This window comes from Massilia sp. Masssp93 (assembly GCF_059491295.1).
In genome coordinates this window covers 2,493,537-2,509,198 of sequence record NZ_CP168502.1, presented here as the reverse complement: position 1 = coordinate 2,509,198, position 15,662 = coordinate 2,493,537, and the positions used below count along the sequence as shown (strand labels likewise).

Below are 15,662 nucleotides of genomic sequence, written 5' to 3'. Positions count from 1 at the left end.
GCATGATCGATCTCTACGTCTATTACAAGGTGCGGGAGGCCGACGCCCCGGCGCTCGCGCCGCGCGTGCGCGCGCTGCAGGCGCGCGTGGGGGCGCAGGCGCAGCTGAAGCGCCGTCCCGACGCCGGCTCCGGCCTGCAGACCTGGATGGAAGTCTACCCGGGCGTGGACGACGATTTTCCCGCGCGGCTCGACGCCGCCGCGCAGGGTGCCGGCTTCGAGGGCCTGATCGACGGGCCCCGCCGCGCCGAAATCTTTACGGATATGCCCCCATGTGCCTGATCGTTTTTGCCTGGCGCGTGATCCCGGGCCTGCCGCTGGTCGCGTGCGCCAACCGCGACGAATACTATGACCGACCCGCCAGCCCGGCCGGCCCGTGGCCGGACGCGCCCAACATCATCGCCGGCCGCGACCTGCGCGGCGGCGGCAGCTGGATGGGCGTGACGAAGACCGGCCCGCACGGTCCGAAATTCGCGGCGCTCACGAACATCCGCGCACCCAGCGACTGGCGCACGGACGCGCCGACGCGCGGCGCCCTCGTCGCCGATTTCCTCAAGGACGACCTGGATGCCCCGGCCCACCTGGAACGCATCGCACCGGACGCCGCCGCGTACAACGGCTTCAACCTGATCCTGGGCGACGCCGCCGGGATGTACTGGTTCTCGAACCGCGCCGGCGCCGACCCGCGCAACGGCAAGCCGCTGGAGCCGGGCATCTACGGCGTGTCGAACGGCCTGCTGGATGCGCCGTGGCCCAAGGTCCTGCGCACCAAGGCCACGTTCGCGAGCCTGCTGCTGCAGGGCGCGCCGGAAGAAGCCTATTTCGAAATGCTGGCCGACACGACCCGCGCACCGGACATGCGCCTGCCCGACACCGGCGTGCCCATCGACCTGGAACGGCAGCTGTCCGCCGTCTGCATCGAGATCCCCGGCTACGGCACGCGCACGTCCACCGTCGTCAAGCTGTACGCCGACGCCGCGCCGGAGCTGCATGAACGCGTCCTCAAGCCCGGCGACCAGGCCGCGGCGTGATCGGCACGTCGTCGCAGCGCAGGCCGGGACCAGATTTTGCGCGCGCGGCCTCTCCGACTTGGGTTCCCGCCTCCGCGGGAACGACGTAAAATTCGTGCTGCTGGCCTTCGTCAGTCGGATAGGCCCTGGCCGCGCTAATGATCGAGGAGACCGCATGCATGCCATCCGCGCCGCCGTCGCCGCCCTGCTGCTCGCGGGCGTGGCGCATGCCCAGACCGTCCCCGCCGGCGACTTCCACCAGCACGTGTTCAGCGCGGCCGACATCGCGTTGCTCGGTCCGTCCTCCGGCCTCGTCACGCTGGACGCCGACCAGCTGATTGCACTGCTCGACGCGGCCGGCATCCGCAAGGCCGTGCTGCTGTCCGTCGCGTACATGATCGGGAGCCCGGCCCGCACGGTCGACGACGAATACGCACAGGTGCGGCTCGAGAACGACTGGACGGCCGCGCAGGCCGCGCGCCATCCCGGCCGCCTGATCGCGTTCTGCAGCTTCAATCCGCTCAAGGACTACGCGCTGGCGGAACTCGAACGGTGCGCGAACAAGCCCGGCCTGGACCACGGGATCAAGCTGCACATCGGGAATTCGGACGTCCAGCTGGACGACCCGGCACACGTCGCGCGCCTGCGCCAGGTGTTCGCGGCCGCGAACGCGCACGGCATGGCGATCGTCGTCCACTTGCGGGCGAACATCGGCAAGCGGCGTCCGTACGGCGCGGCCCAGGCCCGCATCTTCCTCGACCAGGTCATGCCGGCCGCGCCGGACGTGCCGGTGCAGGTGGCGCATTTCGCCGGCTCCGGGCCCGGCTACGGCGACCCGGCCGCGCAGGCGGCGATGGGCGTGCTGGCCGCCGCCGTCGAGAACCACGATCCGCACGCGTACAACCTGTGGTTCGACGTGGCGTCCATCGTCGACCGCGACATCGCGCCGGACACGGCGGCCCTGCTGGTGAAATACATCCGCCAGGTCGGCGTCGGGCGCGTGCTGTACGGGACGGATTCCGCCCAGGGCGCCAACCTGCGCCCGCGAGAGGCGTGGGCCGCGTTTCGCAAGCTGCCGCTGTCGCCGGCGGAATTCGCGCACATCGCGGCGAACGTGCCGCCCTACTTTCCCGATCCCTGAACGGCCGCCTTGAGCGTGGCGGTGAACTGCGGCGTGGCCGCGTAGGCGTCGGCCGGCGGCTTGCCGTGCAGGATGGCGTCCATGCGGTCGGCAACGGCCTGCAGCGCCTGCGGGTGGGTGTGGATGTAGAAATCGCCGCGCCGGATGCCATCGAACGTGATGCGGGCCACGTCCGCCGCCGTCAGCCTGCCCGAGGCGACGGCCTGTTCGAGCAATGACTGGGCCGCCTGCTGGCTGGGCGTCGGCGCCGCATCGTGGCGGACCTCGGCCGGACGGTGCGCATCCGAGTGGGCGATCCCCGTCGGGACGAAATAGGGGCACACGACGGACGCCCTGACCCGCGCATCGACGAGGCGCAGGTCGTGGTACAGCGTCTCCGACAGCGCCACGACGGCATGCTTGGACGCGTTGTAGACGCCCATCGCCGGCGGCGCCAGGAGCCCGGCCATCGACGCCGTGTTCACGATATGGCCTGCGTAGCCGGGATCGCGCCGCGCCGCCTCGAGCATCAGCGGCGTGAACACGCGCACGCCGTGGATCACGCCCCACAGGTTCACGCCCAGCACCCATTCCCAATCGGCTTCGCTGGCTTCCCAGATCAGCCCCGCGGAACCCACGCCGGCATTGTTGAACAGCAGGTGCACACCGTGGAAGCGGATCATCGCGGCGTCCGCCAGTTCTTCCACGTGGGCTGCCTTGCGCACGTCGCAGACCATGGCCAGCACATCGCCGCCGGCCGCCTGCAATGCGCTGCTGACCTGTCCGAGCGCCTGCGCGTCGATGTCGGCAAGCACCAGCTTCATGCCCAGCCTGGCGGCCTCGTTGGCGAACGCGCGTCCGATGCCGCTGCCCGCGCCGGTGATGACGGCGACCCGCCCCGCAAAATCGTCCATGGCGTCCTCCTGTGGACTGCGTCCGTTCAGACGGCGGACATCCCGCCGTCCACGGCCAGCACCTGGCCGGTGATGTGTTTGCCGGCATCCGACGCGAACAGCGCGACGGCGCCTTTCAGGTCTTCGTCGTCGCCGAGGCGGCCCAGCGGCGCGCCCTGGGCGAGACGGTCCGCACCGACGGCGTCGAGCAGGCCCTGCGTCATCTTCGACGGGAAGAAGCCCGGCGCGATGGCGTTGACGGTGATGCCGTACCGGCCCCACTCGCCCGCGAGCGCGCGGGTGAAGTTGATCACGGCCGCTTTCGACGTGTTGTAGGCGATCGTCTGCATCGTCCCGGGCGGATTGCCGGCGAGGCCGGCGATCGAGGCGACGTTGACGATGCGACCCGCGCGGGCGGGAATCATCGCCCGCTTGCCGACGGCCTGCGCCAGCAGGAAGACGCTGCGCACGTTCAGGTTCATCACCTTGTCCCACGCGTCGAGCGGATAGTCCTCGGCCGGCGCGCCCCAGGTCGCGCCCGCGTTGTTGACGAGGACGTCGATGCGGCCCAGCCGGGCCAGCGCATCGTCGACGAACGGCGCGACCGCCGCCTCGTCCGCCAGGTCGACGGCCATGCCCACGGCCTCGATGCCGCGCGCGGCCAGATGGGCGACGGCCGCATCGAGTTCGCCGCGCTTGCGCGCCGCGACGAGCACGCGCGCACCCTGCTCGCCGAGGGCCTCGGCCATCTGCAGGCCGAGACCGCGCGAGCCGCCCGTGACGATGGCGGTGCGGCCCCGCAGCGAGAACAATTCCTGTACCGTGCGCATGGCGGCCTCCCCGTCCGTCAGACTTCGTAGTCCATGCACTGGCGCGCCTCGCGGATCGCGCCGATGAACGGTATGACCGCCTGGTGCACCGGATGTTTCACGTATGCCTCGAGCGCCGCCTTGTCTTCGAACTCGGAATACAGCACGACGTCGTAGGTGGCTTCCAGGCCGGGTTGGGCGACGACCACTTCGAACTTGTGCTGGCCCGGGACGATGCTGGCGCACTCGTCCAGGCGGCGTTTCATCTCGATGGCGTTGGCGGCGCGGTCGGCGCCTTCGGCGTGTTCTTTCAATTTCCACATGACGATGTGCTTGAGCATGGATTTCCTTTGTTGGTGTTCGCTGGTTTTGCTCTGGCTATTATAAGAGCGATAAGCGGCGCGCGTGCCTGTGCCCTGGCGGCGGGTTTTGGTGGTCGTGCGCCAAATGTCGGTTAGTTGCATAAATGTTTTACGTGACGCGACCGCCGTGCACGCACGCCACTGCACACCCTTGACCACCCGGGTCGGTTAGTTGCAGTATGGTGCCAACATCCATGCCCGCCGCCGCCATGAGCCACCCACCTTCCCACGCCGACTGGGACGCCCGCCCGTTCGATGCGTTCGCCGCGTTCGTCGTCACGCCGGAATTCGTGCTGACGTCCAGCCGCCAGAGCGATCCCGTGCCCCTGCCGATCTCGACCGAATCCGCGACGATCTATAAATTCATGTTCGGCAAGTTCGCCACGTGGATGCTCGAGCGCGGCCTGACGATGTCGACCGTGAACGCGGCGGACCTGCGCCGCTTCATCGAACTGTCGAAAGACGGCCGCCGCGACCTCAACAGCAAGATCGCCTACCGCTACCTGCGCCTGCTGGAGCGCTGCTTCGAATACCTCGGCCGCGCGCCGAACCCGGCGCGCCAGGCGATCGCCGCGACCGACCGCGCCCACCTGGCCGAGGATGCGCCGATGACGGCGCTCAGCGCGGACGACCTGCAGCGCTTCCTCGCCGCCCTCCCCGCCGGCCGCGGCGACGACACGGAGGGTCACGCCGGCTGGAAGCGCCGGCGCGACCGCGCGATGCAGATCGTGATGGCGCTCGCCGGGCTGCGCGTGGCGGAAGCCATCGGCCTGCTCGTGGACGAAGTCGGCCGCCAGCCCGACATCGACGGCGGCCTCGAATTGAACATCACGCCCGAAGCCAAGCACCGCACGAGCTACGAGCACACGACGACCTTGCCCCGCGCCGGCGTCGCCGAGCTGACGGCCTGGCTGAAGGAGCGGGCCGAACTCGCGATCCCCGGCGACCTCGTGTTCCCCGCGAACCTCGAAGGCGAGCCGCTGCACAAGGCGACCGTGTACCGGCAGACGCGTGCGACCTTCGAACGGGCCGGCATCGCCGTCGCGCGCGCGGGCGGGCGCACGCTGCGCAACAGCTTCGCCGTCCAGCAACTGGAACAGGGCGTGCCGCGCAGCGAACTGACGACGGCGCTGGGCCTGGCGCTGGAGCGCTCGACCGAAGCGTATCGCTACGCGCACCTGCACGAGGCGCCGAACGACGGTTCGGCGGCGGACGACCCGGACGATGCCCACGCGCCTCCGCCGTAAGCGCCACGTAAGTTTGCAGCAAGCGTCCCGTAAGCTTCCCGGCGCACAGTCGACCGGCGGCCCGCGCCATCGGACCGCGCATCACAATAATCAAGACAGGAGACCACAATGGCAATCACACCCGGCATGGCCGCGGGCGGCAAACCCATGCCATCGGGCGTCGGGCTGACGAAGGAAGAGCGCAAGATCATCGTCGCGTCCTCGCTCGGCACCGTCTTCGAATGGTACGATTTTTACCTGTACGGCTCCCTCGCGACCGTGATCGCCAAGCAGTTCTTCATCGGCGATCCGACCACGTCGTTCATCTTCGCGCTGCTCGCCTTCGCGGCCGGGTTCATCGTGCGGCCGTTCGGCGCGCTCGTGTTCGGACGCCTGGGCGACATGATCGGCCGCAAGCACACCTTCCTCATCACGATCCTGATCATGGGCGTCTCGACGTTCATCGTCGGCCTGCTGCCGGGCTACGCGGCGATCGGCATCGTCGCGCCGATCGTCCTCGTCTCCCTGCGCATCCTGCAGGGCCTCGCGCTCGGCGGCGAATACGGCGGCGCGGCCACGTATGTCGCCGAACACGCGCCCCAGGGCCGCCGCGGCTACTTCACGTCGTGGATCCAGACCACGGCCACGCTCGGGCTGTTCCTGTCGCTGCTCGTGATCACGGGCGTGCGCGCCGGCATGGACGCGGCCGCGTTCGACGCCTGGGGCTGGCGCATACCGTTCCTCGTCTCCGTGCTGCTGCTCGCGGTCTCGGTCTGGATCCGCATGTCGATGAGCGAATCGCCCGCCTTCGCCCGCATGAAGGCCCAGGGCCGGACGTCGAAAGCGCCGCTCAGCGAAGCCTTCCTGACCTGGAAGAACGGCCGCATCGCGCTCATCGCGCTGCTGGGCGTCGTGATGGGCCAGGCCGTCGTGTGGTACACGGGCCAGTTCTACGCCCTGTTCTTCCTGACCAAGACCCTGAAGATCGACGACGCGACCGCCAATGTCCTGATCGCCGTCGCGCTCGCGCTGGCGACGCCGTTCTTCATCGTCTTCGGCTCCCTGTCGGACCGCATCGGCCGCAAGACCATCATCATGGCGGGCTGCCTGGTCGCCGCGCTGACCTACTTCCCCATCTTCAAGGGCCTCACGCACTACGGCAACCCGGCGCTGGAGGCGGCGCTGAACAATTCGCCCGTCGTCGTCGTGGCCGACCCGCACTCGTGCCACTTCCAGTTCAACGCCACGGGCACGAAGAAATTCCCGTCGTCGTGCGACATCGCCACCGCCCAGCTGACGGGGGCCTCGGTCAGCTACACGCGCCAGGACGCGCCGGCCGGCACGGTCGCCAGCGTCAAGGTCGGCGACAAGGTCTACCCGTCGTTCGACGCGACCATGACCGCGGACGGCCTGAACTTCGACCAGGCCAGCAAGGACCGCGAGACGGTGCTCAAAAAGAGCCTGGGCGCCGCCCTCAAGGCCGCCGGCTATCCGGCCAAGGCCGACCCGGTCCAGTTGAACAAACCCATGCTGGTACTGCTGCTGTTCGTGCTCGTGCTGTACGTGACGATGGTGTACGGCCCCGTGGCCGCGATGCTCGTCGAGATGTTCCCGACCCGCATCCGCTACACGTCGATGTCGCTGCCCTACCATATCGGCAACGGCTGGTTCGGCGGGCTGCTGCCGACGACCGCGTTCGCGCTCGTCGCGGCCAACGGCAACATCTATTACGGCCTGTGGTATCCCTGCGTGATCGCCGTCGCGACCGTCGTCATCGGCATGCTGTTCGTGCGCGAGACGAAGGACAACGATATCTACGCCGCCGACTGAGCCTGGCCGGCCGCCGCCAGCGCCGGTATGGCGAGGCGGCGGAACAGCCGGTCGATCTCGACAATCACGATGGAGACTCTCATGCCCACGCTGCCGCGCCGCGCCGCCGCCGTCACGCTCGTCCTCGCCGCACAGGCGGTCCTGGCCGCCGATCCGCCGCCCAACCCGCCGCCCGCGACGTCGCAGTTCAAGGACATCGACGCGCACGAGCAGGTACGCCTGATGGCCCGCGGCGTGAACGTCATCGGCTACGACCCGTTCTGGCGCGACGGCGCCCAGGGCAACTACAAGGACGAGCACTTCGCGAAGATCAGGGCGGCCGGCTTCTCGACGGTACGCGTCGTGCTGTTCGCGTTCCGCGCCCTCGATGCGCAGGACCGGCTCGATCCGAAATGGCTGAACCGCCTCGACTGGGTGGTCGCCACGGCGACGAAGCACGGCCTCAACGTGATCATCGACGAGCACGACTTCGAGGACTGTTCGAAGGACGCCGCCGCCTGCCTGCCCAGGCTGAAAGCCGTCTGGAGCCAGCTGGCGGAACGCTACCGCAACGAGCCGAACACCGTCGTCTTCGAGCTGCTGAACGAACCGCACGGCCAGTTCGACGCGGCCACGTGGAACGCCAGCTTCCCGCAGGTGCTGGCCGTGATGCGCAGGACGAACCCCACGCGCAACGTCATCATCGGCGGCGTGCGCTGGAACAGCCGCGCCACGCTGAAGGACCTGCAGCTGCCGGCCGCCGACAAGCACCTCATCGCGACCTTCCACTACTACGATCCGTTCCCGTTCACGCACCAGGGCGCGTCGTGGGCCGCTGAACCGATCCGGTCGACCACGGGCATCCGCTTCGGCAAGCCGGCGGAGATCGCGCGCATCGACCAGGACTTCGCGGCCGTGAAGGCATGGAGCGACGCGAGCGGCCGCCCCGTCTTCCTCGGCGAATTCGGCGCCTACGACAAGGGCGCCATGGACGACCGCGTGCTGTGGACGTCGACCGTCGCGCGCACCGCGGAAAAATACGGTTTCGCGTGGGTGTACTGGCAGTTCTCCAGCGACTTCGTGCTGTACGACTTCAAGCGCGACGATTTCGTGCGGCCGATCCTGGACGCGCTCGTGCCCCCGGCCCGCTGACCCCGCGCGAGACGGGGCCGGCGGGGCTACTCGACGCGTTGGGCCGCCCGCGCCACGGCGCCGGTTCCCCACGTCCGCATCCGGTTCGCCGCCCACGCGGTGAGGATCGCCCCGGCCAGCAGCACGAGCCGCGTGTCGATGAGCGTCAGCACCGCGCCCGCCGCCGCCATCAGGATGTTCGCGAGGCAGAACGTCGTCGACAGCAGCCCCATGACGGCGCCCTGTCCGTGGCCGCCGCCGAAACGGTCCGCGGCCCACGCCTGCACGACGGCGTTGTAGAACGCATGCGGCAGTCCGAAGGCCATGATGCCGACGAGCCCCACCCACAAGTGCCCGACGCCCAGCGACCCGATGGCCAGCGCGACGCACGCCGCGAGCCAGGCGGCGCGGCGCATCGGTTCCGTGCGGCTGGCGCGGCCCGCGAACAGCGCGGAACACGTCATCAGGCCGCACATCCCCACGTTGACGAGGGCGATCGCGCGGGTGTCGTAATGGCCGATCTCGACGAGCCACAGCGGATAGAATTCGTAGAACGCGGTGACGCCGCACGTGTACGCGAGCTGCACGCCGAACAGCGCGCGCAGGCCGTCGTGGCGCAGCAGGTTGAACGCATGGCGTTCGCGCGCGACGCGCCACCACGACGGCCGGGCCGCGCGCGGCTTGCGCTCCAGCGCCACGCCGACGAGGAGCGCGCCCAGCGCCAGCGCGCCGGCCGCGATGTAGAACGGCACCGTGATGCCCCACGCGATCGTGAACCCGGCCAGCAACGGCCCGAACAACCAGCCCAGGTGCAGCGCGCCGTTCAGCCACGACAACGCATGGTTGCGCAGCGGGCCTTGCAGGCGGTCGGCGAGCATCGCGCGCACGATCGCGCTGTGGCCTTCGAGCAGGCCCGTGCCGAAGCGGGCGGCCAGGAACAGGGGATACGAGCGGCTCGCCAGCGCCCATGCCGTGAGCACGTGGCCGACGGCGGCGCCGGCGGCCGTCACGAGCAGCAGCGGCCGGCGTCCATAGCGGTCGGACAGCGACCCGAGCACCGCGGTGCCCAGCAGCAGGCCGACGGGGTTGACCATCAGCGCCAGCGCGAACAGCAGTTTCGGCGGCAGGCCGAGGAAGTGCGTCAGGCTGTCCGGCGCGCCGTTCACGAACAGCGGCGGGAGGATGGGGTAAGGGAGCGACGCGCCCGTCGTGGACAGGAGTCCGAGCAGGCAGGCGGTCGCGATCAGGAGGGCGTTCTTCATGTCGGCTCGGTCGTCGCGTTGACGGCTAGCCTAGCACGCGTCGCACCCTCCTTGCAGCAGGGCCTTTCTTCAGCCGTTGAAGGTCTTGCCTTCCCGCGCCAGGCGCACGAGCAGCGGCGCCGGCGTCCACGCTTCGCCATGGTAGCCGCGCGCATAGTTCTCGACCGCGGCCAGCACCGCGGGCAGGCCCACGGTGTCGGCGTAGAACATCGGGCCGCCGCGGAACAGCGGGAAGCCGTAGCCGGACAGGTACACCATGTCGATGTCCGACGCGCGCAGCGCGATGCCCTCTTCCAGGATCTTGGCGCCCTCGTTGACCAGCGCGTAGACGAGGCGTCCGACGATCTCCTCGTCCGGAATCGCGCGGCGTGCGACGCCCAGCGCCTGCGAGTGCTTCACGATCATGTCGTCGACCCACTTCGACGGCTGCGGCGTGCGGTCGCCCGCCTGGTAATCGTACCAGCCGGCGCCCGTCTTCTGGCCGAATCGGCCCTGTTCGCACAGCAGGTCCGCCGTCTGCGAGTACTTCACGTCCGGCATCTCGACGGCGCGGCGCTTGCGGATGTACCAGCCGATGTCGTTGCCGGCCAGGTCGCCCATGCGGAACGGGCCCATGGCGAAGCCGAACTTCTCGACGGCCGCGTCGACCTGCTGCGGCAGCGCGCCCTCGTCCAGCAGGAAGCCGGCCTGGCGGATGTACTGCTCGACCATGCGGTTGCCGATGAAGCCGTCGCACACGCCGGACACCACGCCCGTCTTCCTGACCTTCTTCGACAGCGCCAGCGCCGTCGCCAGCACGTCCTTGCCCGTCGCCGCGCCGCGCACGATTTCCAGCAGCTTCATCACGTTGGCGGGGCTGAAGAAATGCAGGCCGATGACGTCCTGCGGACGCGCCGTGAACGACGCGATGCGGTTCAGGTCCAGCGTCGACGTGTTCGACGCGAGGATCGCACCCGGCTTCATCACCGCGTCCAGCTGGCGGAACACGGTCTCCTTCACGCCCATGTCCTCGAACACGGCTTCGATGACGATGTCGGCCTGGGCGATGTCGGCATGGTCGAGCGTGCCGCGGATGAGGCCCGCGCGCTGCTCGGCCTTCTCGGGCGCCAGCTTGCCCTTCCTGACCGTGTTCTCGTAATTCTTGCGGATCGTGGCCAGGCCCTTGTCCAGCGCCTCCTGCCTGGTCTCCAGGATCGTGACGGGGATGCCTGCGTTCGCGAAATTCATCGCGATGCCGCCACCCATCGTGCCGGCGCCGACGACGGCCGCGCTGCGGATCTCGCGCACCGGCGTGTCAGGCGGGACGTCCGGCACCTTGCCGGCCGCGCGCTCGGCGAAGAAGGCGTGGCGCAGCGCCTTCGATTCCGTGGTCCGGGTGAGGCGGATGAAGCGCTCGCGCTCGAACTTCAGGCCGTCCGCGAACGGCATTTCGACGGACGCGGCGACCGTTTCCACGCATTCGACGGGCGCCGGGAACGGCCCCGCCTCGACCTTCACGCGCGCCCGCGCGGCCGCGAGGAAGGCCGCGGCATCGGGATGGTCGACCTGGCGCTCGCGCACCTTCGGCAGCGGACGCACGTCCTCCACGCGGCGCGCAAAGGCGACGGCGCCGGCCACGAGGTCCGATCCGGCCGGCAGCAGTTCGTCGAACAGCAGCGTGCCGGCCAGCTTTTCGGACGCGACCGGCGTGCCGGTCACGATCATGTTCAGCGCGGTCTCCAGGCCCAGCACGCGCGGCAGCCGCTGCGTGCCGCCCGCGCCGGGCAGCAGGCCGAGTTTGACTTCCGGCAGCGCGATCTGGGCGCCCGGCAGCGCGACGCGGTAATTGGCGCCCAGCGCCAGCTCCAGGCCGCCGCCCATGCACACGGTGTGGATCGCGGCGACGGTCGGCTTGACCGAATCCTCGACCGTGCGGATCAGGGTGTGCAGCGTGGGTTCCGTGAGCGCCTTGGGCGAATTGAATTCGCGGATGTCGGCGCCGCCCGAGAATGCCTTGCCGGCGCCCGTGATGACGATGGCCTTGACGGCCGGGTCCGCGGCCGCGCGCCGCAGCCCGTCCACGGCGGCGGTGCGCGTCGCCAGGCCGAGGCCATTGACGGGCGGGTTGTTCAGCGTGATGACGGCGACGTCGTCGATGACCTGGTAGTCGGCGCTCATGGGTCTCCTTGCGTTTGTGTGATTGACGGTGGCGACAATATAACCCGTAAAAGAACGGTCGTGTTATTTCTGGCGCGCGCCGCTCAACCGGGCAACCGATAATCGCGGAACTGTTCGCGCAACCGGTTCTTCTGGATCTTGCCGGTCGCCCCGGTCGGCAGCGCGTCCACGAACACCACGTCGTCCGGCATCCAGAATTTCGCGATCCTGCCGTCGAAGAAGCGCAGCATCTCCTCGCGCGTGAGGCTCGCCCCGGGCCGCCGCACGACCACGAGCACGGGCCGCTCGTCCCACTTCGGATGATGCACGCCGATGCACGCCGCCTGCAGCACGGCCGGATGCGCCATCGCGATGTTCTCGATGTCGATCGACCCGATCCACTCGCCGCCCGACTTGATGACGTCCTTGCTGCGGTCCGTGATCTGCATGAAGCCGTCGGCGTCGATCGTCGCCACGTCGCCGGTCGGGAACCAGCCGTCCTGCAGCACGTCGCCGCCCTCGTCGCCGCCGTTGCCGCCGAAATAGCGGGAAACGATCCACGGGCCGCGCACGAGCAGGTGCCCGAAGGTGCGGCCGTCCCACGGCAGTTCGCAGCCGCCGTCGTCGACGATCTTCATGTCGACGCCGAAGATCGCATGGCCCTGTTTCCGCAGGATGGCGCGCTGGCTCTCCACGGGCAGGTCGCGGTGCTTCGCCAGCAGGCCACCCGTCGTGCCGAGCGGCGACATTTCCGTCATGCCCCAGGCGTGGATGACCTTGACGCCAAGGCGGTCGATCAGCGTGTCCATCAGCGCCGGCGGGCACGCGGCGCCCCCGATCACGGTGCGCCGGAACGTCGAGAACGCGAGCCCGTTCTGCTGCGCGTAATTGACCAGGCCGAGCCAGACGGTCGGCACACCGGCGGAAAACGTCACGCCCTCCGCCTCGAACAATTCGTACAGCGACTTGCCGTCGAGCGCCGCGCCCGGCAGCACGAGCTTGGCGCCCGCCAGCAGCACGGAATACGGCAAGCCCCACGCGTTCACATGGAACATCGGCACGACGGGCAGCACGACGTCGGCCGCCCCCACGTTCAGCGCATTCGGCATGGCCGACGCGTATGCGTGCAGCACGGTCGAGCGGTGCGAATACAGGGCGCCTTTCGGATTGCCCGTCGTGCCGGACGTGTAGCACAGCGATGCGGCCGCGTGCTCGTCGAATTCGGGCCAGGCGTAGCCGGCGGACGCGGCGTCGATCAGGTCTTCGTAGCACAGCAGGTTGGCGATGTTGCTTGCGGCCGGCATGTGCGCCCGGTCGCTCATCAGCACGAACGCCCTCACCGTCGGGCAGCGCGGCGCGATCGCCTCGACCAGCGGCAGGAAGGTCAGGTCGAAGAACAGCAGCTGGTCTTCCGCATGGTTGACGATGTAGGCGATCTGGTCAGGATGCAGACGCGGATTGATCGTGTGCAGCACGGCGCCCGAGCCGGACACCGCGTAATACAGTTCCATGTGCCGGTAGCCGTTCCAGGCCAGCGTGCCGACGCGCTCGCCCGGCGCGACTTGCTGCGCCCGCAGCAAGTTCGCGAGCCGGCGCGCCCGCGCTTCGCAGTCGCGCACCGTGTAGCGGTGCATGTCGCCCTCGACGCGGCGCGACACGATCTCGCTGCCGCCGTAATGCCGCGCGGCGAACCGGATGATGCTCGAAATCAGGAGTGGCTGGTCCATCATCGCGCCCATGAGCGGCGGCTGCAGGTTCGTCATTGGTCTCTCGAGGATGTTGTCGGAATATCCAGTTTCGAACGATCGTGCGGACACCGTCAATGGAAATCGATGCGGCACCGCAGCATTGCCGCCGGCGCAACATTACAAAACGGTTACGGAATGTAACCTGCATGGTTTGCGCACCGGTGAGCCCCATAGAATCCGCGCGTGTGGGGTAAAATCCGCACACCAGCCCTCATACAGACAAGGAAGCGATATCAGCACCCGCACCGCCGACGACCTGCCGTTCGACAACTCCTTTGCCGGTTTGCCGCCCGCGTTCTACACGCGCCTGATGCCGACGCCCCTGCCCGCGCCGTACTTCGTCGCGGCCAGCGCGCCGGCGGCGCGGCTCGTCGGACTCGACCCGGCCGGCCTCGCGCACGAGGACTTCGTCGCCGTCTTCACGGGCAACGACGTGCCGCAGCGCGCGCAGCCGCTGGCGGCCGTGTATTCCGGCCACCAGTTCGGCCATTGGGCGGGCCAGCTGGGGGACGGCCGCGCGATCCTGCTGGGCGACATCGCCAGGCCGGACGGGCGCATGGAACTCCAGCTCAAGGGCGCCGGCATGACGCCGTATTCGCGCATGGGCGACGGCCGCGCCGTGCTGCGCTCGTCGATCCGCGAATTCCTGTGCTCGGAAGCGATGGCCGCCCTCGGCATCCCGACGACCCGCGCCCTGATGGTGACGGGCTCGAACCAGGGCGTGATCCGCGAAACGATGGAGACGGCCGCCGTCGTCACCCGCATGGCGCCCAGCTTCGTGCGCTTCGGTTCCTTTGAGCACTGGCGCTACAACAACAAGCCGGAAGAACTGCGCACGCTGGCCGACTACGTCATCAAGACCTTTTACCCGGCACTGGCCGACGCGCCGAATCCCTACGTCGCCCTGCTCGAGGAAGTCACGCGCCGCACGGCACGGATGATCGCGCACTGGCAGGCCGTCGGCTTCATGCATGGCGTGATGAACACTGACAATATGTCGATCCTGGGCATCACGCTGGACTACGGGCCGTTCGGCTTCATGGAAGCGTTCGACGTCGACCACATCTGCAACCACACGGACCAGGGCGGCCGCTATTCGTATGCGAACCAGGTCCCCGTCGGCCACTGGAACTGCTATGCGCTGGCCAACGCCCTGTTGCCGCTGATCGGGGACCAGGAAGCGGCGCAGGCCGCGCTGGACGTGTATATCGACGCCTACGGCGAAAAGTTCGACGAACTTCTCCATGCCAAGCTCGGCCTCAAATCGACGCAAGAGAACGACCGCGCGCTGGCCGACGATATGTTCAAGCTCATGCAGGCGAACCACGTCGACTTCACACTGTTCTTCCGCCGCCTGGGCGAACTGAAGGTCGACGTGCCCGACGCGCAGCGCGACGAGGCGGATGCGCCACTGCGCGACCTGTTCCTCGACCGCGCCGCCTTCGATGCCTGGGCCGCGCAATACCGGGCGCGGCTGCGCGACGAGGGCAGCGTGGACGCGGCGCGCCGGGTTGCGATGCACGCCGTCAACCCCAAGTATGTGCTGCGCAACTACCTCGCCCAGGTGGCGATCGAAAAGGCGCAGAATGGCGACTTCGACGAAGTGCGCAGGCTGCTGGCCGTGCTCGAGCGCCCGTTCGACGACCAGCCCGAGCACGACAGCTATGCGGCATTGCCGCCGGACTGGGCCTCCCACCTCGAAGTGAGCTGCTCTTCCTGATTCCATGACGACAGAAAAATCATGACCGACAAAATGACAAAAGTGATCAAGGCGGACGCCGAATGGCGCGCCGAGCTGGACCCGATGGAATACCAGGTGACGCGCCACGCGGCCACCGAACGCGCCTTCACGGGGAAGTACTGGGACCACCACGAGCACGGCATCTACCACTGCGTGTGCTGCGGCACGCCGCTGTTCGAATCCGACGCCAAGTTCGAGTCCGGCTGCGGCTGGCCCAGCTATTTCCGCGCCCTCGATCCGGACAATGTGATCGAAAAGACCGACCGCACCCACGGCATGGTGCGCACGGAAATCATCTGCGCCGTCTGCGACGCCCACCTGGGCCATGTGTTCCCGGACGGCCCGCCGCCGACCGGCCTGCGCTATTGCATCAACTCGGCCGCGCTCCGCTTCGAGCCGGTCTGAACGAGGATAGA

14 protein-coding genes are annotated in these 15,662 nt (G+C 68.7%); 8 read left to right on the top strand and 6 right to left on the bottom strand.

The window, feature by feature from the left end:
- Positions 1-2: 2 nt before the first annotated feature.
- From ACEN9Q_RS10410 to ACEN9Q_RS10400, 3 genes are all read left to right on the top strand, one after another.
- A complete protein-coding gene (locus ACEN9Q_RS10410) occupies positions 3-281 on the top strand; it encodes a DUF4936 family protein (protein WP_495628326.1) in 279 nt (92 codons plus the stop codon).
- Positions 272-1,030, top strand: a complete 759-nt coding sequence (locus ACEN9Q_RS10405) for an NRDE family protein (RefSeq protein ID WP_495628325.1) — start codon at positions 272-274, stop codon at positions 1,028-1,030. The genes ACEN9Q_RS10410 and ACEN9Q_RS10405 overlap by 10 nt, the downstream gene beginning before the upstream one ends.
- Positions 1,031-1,184: 154 nt before the next feature.
- Positions 1,185-2,150, top strand: a complete 966-nt coding sequence (locus ACEN9Q_RS10400) for an amidohydrolase family protein (protein WP_495628324.1) — start codon at positions 1,185-1,187, stop codon at positions 2,148-2,150.
- Here the strand turns inward: ACEN9Q_RS10400 and ACEN9Q_RS10395 are convergent.
- Genes ACEN9Q_RS10395 through ACEN9Q_RS10385 form a run of 3 tightly spaced genes read right to left on the bottom strand, consistent with a single transcriptional unit; the run spans position 2,132 to position 4,172 of the window.
- Positions 2,132-3,043 (bottom strand): SDR family oxidoreductase, encoded by a 912-nt coding sequence (locus ACEN9Q_RS10395; protein ID WP_495628323.1) that lies wholly within the window; start codon positions 3,041-3,043, stop codon positions 2,132-2,134. The two genes, ACEN9Q_RS10400 and ACEN9Q_RS10395, sit on opposite strands and share 19 nt — an antisense overlap.
- Positions 3,044-3,069: 26 nt before the next feature.
- The gene (locus ACEN9Q_RS10390) at positions 3,070-3,852 is read right to left on the bottom strand and encodes an SDR family oxidoreductase (protein WP_495628322.1); all 783 of its coding nucleotides are present in this window, start codon (positions 3,850-3,852) and stop codon (positions 3,070-3,072) included.
- Between the two features lie 17 nt (positions 3,853-3,869).
- Positions 3,870-4,172, bottom strand: coding sequence for a Dabb family protein (locus ACEN9Q_RS10385; protein ID WP_056446527.1), 303 nt, complete (start codon positions 4,170-4,172; stop codon positions 3,870-3,872).
- A 230-nt stretch (positions 4,173-4,402) separates the two neighbouring features.
- Here ACEN9Q_RS10385 and ACEN9Q_RS10380 point away from each other — a divergent pair, with 230 nt between their 5' ends.
- The 3 genes from ACEN9Q_RS10380 to ACEN9Q_RS10370 all read left to right on the top strand — a co-directional run bounded on the left by ACEN9Q_RS10380 (position 4,403) and on the right by ACEN9Q_RS10370 (position 8,380).
- A complete protein-coding gene (locus ACEN9Q_RS10380) occupies positions 4,403-5,440 on the top strand; it encodes a tyrosine-type recombinase/integrase (protein ID WP_495628321.1) in 1,038 nt (345 codons plus the stop codon).
- A 108-nt stretch (positions 5,441-5,548) separates the two neighbouring features.
- The gene (locus tag ACEN9Q_RS10375; protein WP_495628320.1) at positions 5,549-7,249 is read left to right on the top strand and encodes an MFS transporter; all 1,701 of its coding nucleotides are present in this window, start codon (positions 5,549-5,551) and stop codon (positions 7,247-7,249) included.
- 81 nt (positions 7,250-7,330) lie between these two features.
- Complete coding sequence (locus tag ACEN9Q_RS10370; RefSeq protein WP_495628319.1) at positions 7,331-8,380, top strand: glycoside hydrolase family 5 protein; 1,050 nt, start codon at positions 7,331-7,333, stop codon at positions 8,378-8,380.
- A gap of 26 nt (positions 8,381-8,406) precedes the next feature.
- Here ACEN9Q_RS10370 and ACEN9Q_RS10365 read toward each other — a convergent pair whose 3' ends face one another.
- The 3 genes from ACEN9Q_RS10365 to ACEN9Q_RS10355 form a co-directional block, all read right to left on the bottom strand.
- Complete coding sequence (locus ACEN9Q_RS10365; RefSeq protein WP_495628318.1) at positions 8,407-9,621, bottom strand: MFS transporter; 1,215 nt, start codon at positions 9,619-9,621, stop codon at positions 8,407-8,409.
- Between the two features lie 69 nt (positions 9,622-9,690).
- Positions 9,691-11,778, bottom strand: coding sequence for a 3-hydroxyacyl-CoA dehydrogenase NAD-binding domain-containing protein (locus ACEN9Q_RS10360; protein WP_495628317.1), 2,088 nt, complete (start codon positions 11,776-11,778; stop codon positions 9,691-9,693).
- 83 nt (positions 11,779-11,861) lie between these two features.
- Complete coding sequence (locus ACEN9Q_RS10355) at positions 11,862-13,520, bottom strand: 3-(methylthio)propionyl-CoA ligase (protein ID WP_495628316.1); 1,659 nt, start codon at positions 13,518-13,520, stop codon at positions 11,862-11,864.
- A gap of 217 nt (positions 13,521-13,737) precedes the next feature.
- On the opposite strand from ACEN9Q_RS10355, the gene ACEN9Q_RS10350 reads away from it, so the two are divergent.
- The gene (locus ACEN9Q_RS10350) at positions 13,738-15,225 is read left to right on the top strand and encodes a protein adenylyltransferase SelO (protein WP_495628935.1); all 1,488 of its coding nucleotides are present in this window, start codon (positions 13,738-13,740) and stop codon (positions 15,223-15,225) included.
- A gap of 21 nt (positions 15,226-15,246) precedes the next feature.
- Positions 15,247-15,651 carry a peptide-methionine (R)-S-oxide reductase MsrB gene (msrB, locus tag ACEN9Q_RS10345; RefSeq protein ID WP_495628315.1) on the top strand — a complete coding sequence of 135 codons (405 nt, stop codon included), beginning with the start codon at positions 15,247-15,249 and terminating at the stop codon, positions 15,649-15,651.
- Positions 15,652-15,662: the final 11 nt, after the last annotated feature.

Coding starts and splice junctions, on each gene's coding strand:
- ACEN9Q_RS10410 (WP_495628326.1), top strand. CDS start 3: ATGATCGATCTCTACGTCTATTACAAGGTGCGGGAGGCCGACGCCCCG.
- ACEN9Q_RS10405 (WP_495628325.1), top strand. CDS start 272: ATGTGCCTGATCGTTTTTGCCTGGCGCGTGATCCCGGGCCTGCCGCTG.
- ACEN9Q_RS10400 (WP_495628324.1), top strand. CDS start 1,185: ATGCATGCCATCCGCGCCGCCGTCGCCGCCCTGCTGCTCGCGGGCGTG.
- ACEN9Q_RS10395 (WP_495628323.1), bottom strand. CDS start 3,043: ATGGACGATTTTGCGGGGCGGGTCGCCGTCATCACCGGCGCGGGCAGC.
- ACEN9Q_RS10390 (WP_495628322.1), bottom strand. CDS start 3,852: ATGCGCACGGTACAGGAATTGTTCTCGCTGCGGGGCCGCACCGCCATC.
- ACEN9Q_RS10385 (WP_056446527.1), bottom strand. CDS start 4,172: ATGCTCAAGCACATCGTCATGTGGAAATTGAAAGAACACGCCGAAGGC.
- ACEN9Q_RS10380 (WP_495628321.1), top strand. CDS start 4,403: ATGAGCCACCCACCTTCCCACGCCGACTGGGACGCCCGCCCGTTCGAT.
- ACEN9Q_RS10375 (WP_495628320.1), top strand. CDS start 5,549: ATGGCAATCACACCCGGCATGGCCGCGGGCGGCAAACCCATGCCATCG.
- ACEN9Q_RS10370 (WP_495628319.1), top strand. CDS start 7,331: ATGCCCACGCTGCCGCGCCGCGCCGCCGCCGTCACGCTCGTCCTCGCC.
- ACEN9Q_RS10365 (WP_495628318.1), bottom strand. CDS start 9,621: ATGAAGAACGCCCTCCTGATCGCGACCGCCTGCCTGCTCGGACTCCTG.
- ACEN9Q_RS10360 (WP_495628317.1), bottom strand. CDS start 11,778: ATGAGCGCCGACTACCAGGTCATCGACGACGTCGCCGTCATCACGCTG.
- ACEN9Q_RS10355 (WP_495628316.1), bottom strand. CDS start 13,520: ATGACGAACCTGCAGCCGCCGCTCATGGGCGCGATGATGGACCAGCCA.
- msrB (WP_495628315.1), top strand. CDS start 15,247: ATGACCGACAAAATGACAAAAGTGATCAAGGCGGACGCCGAATGGCGC.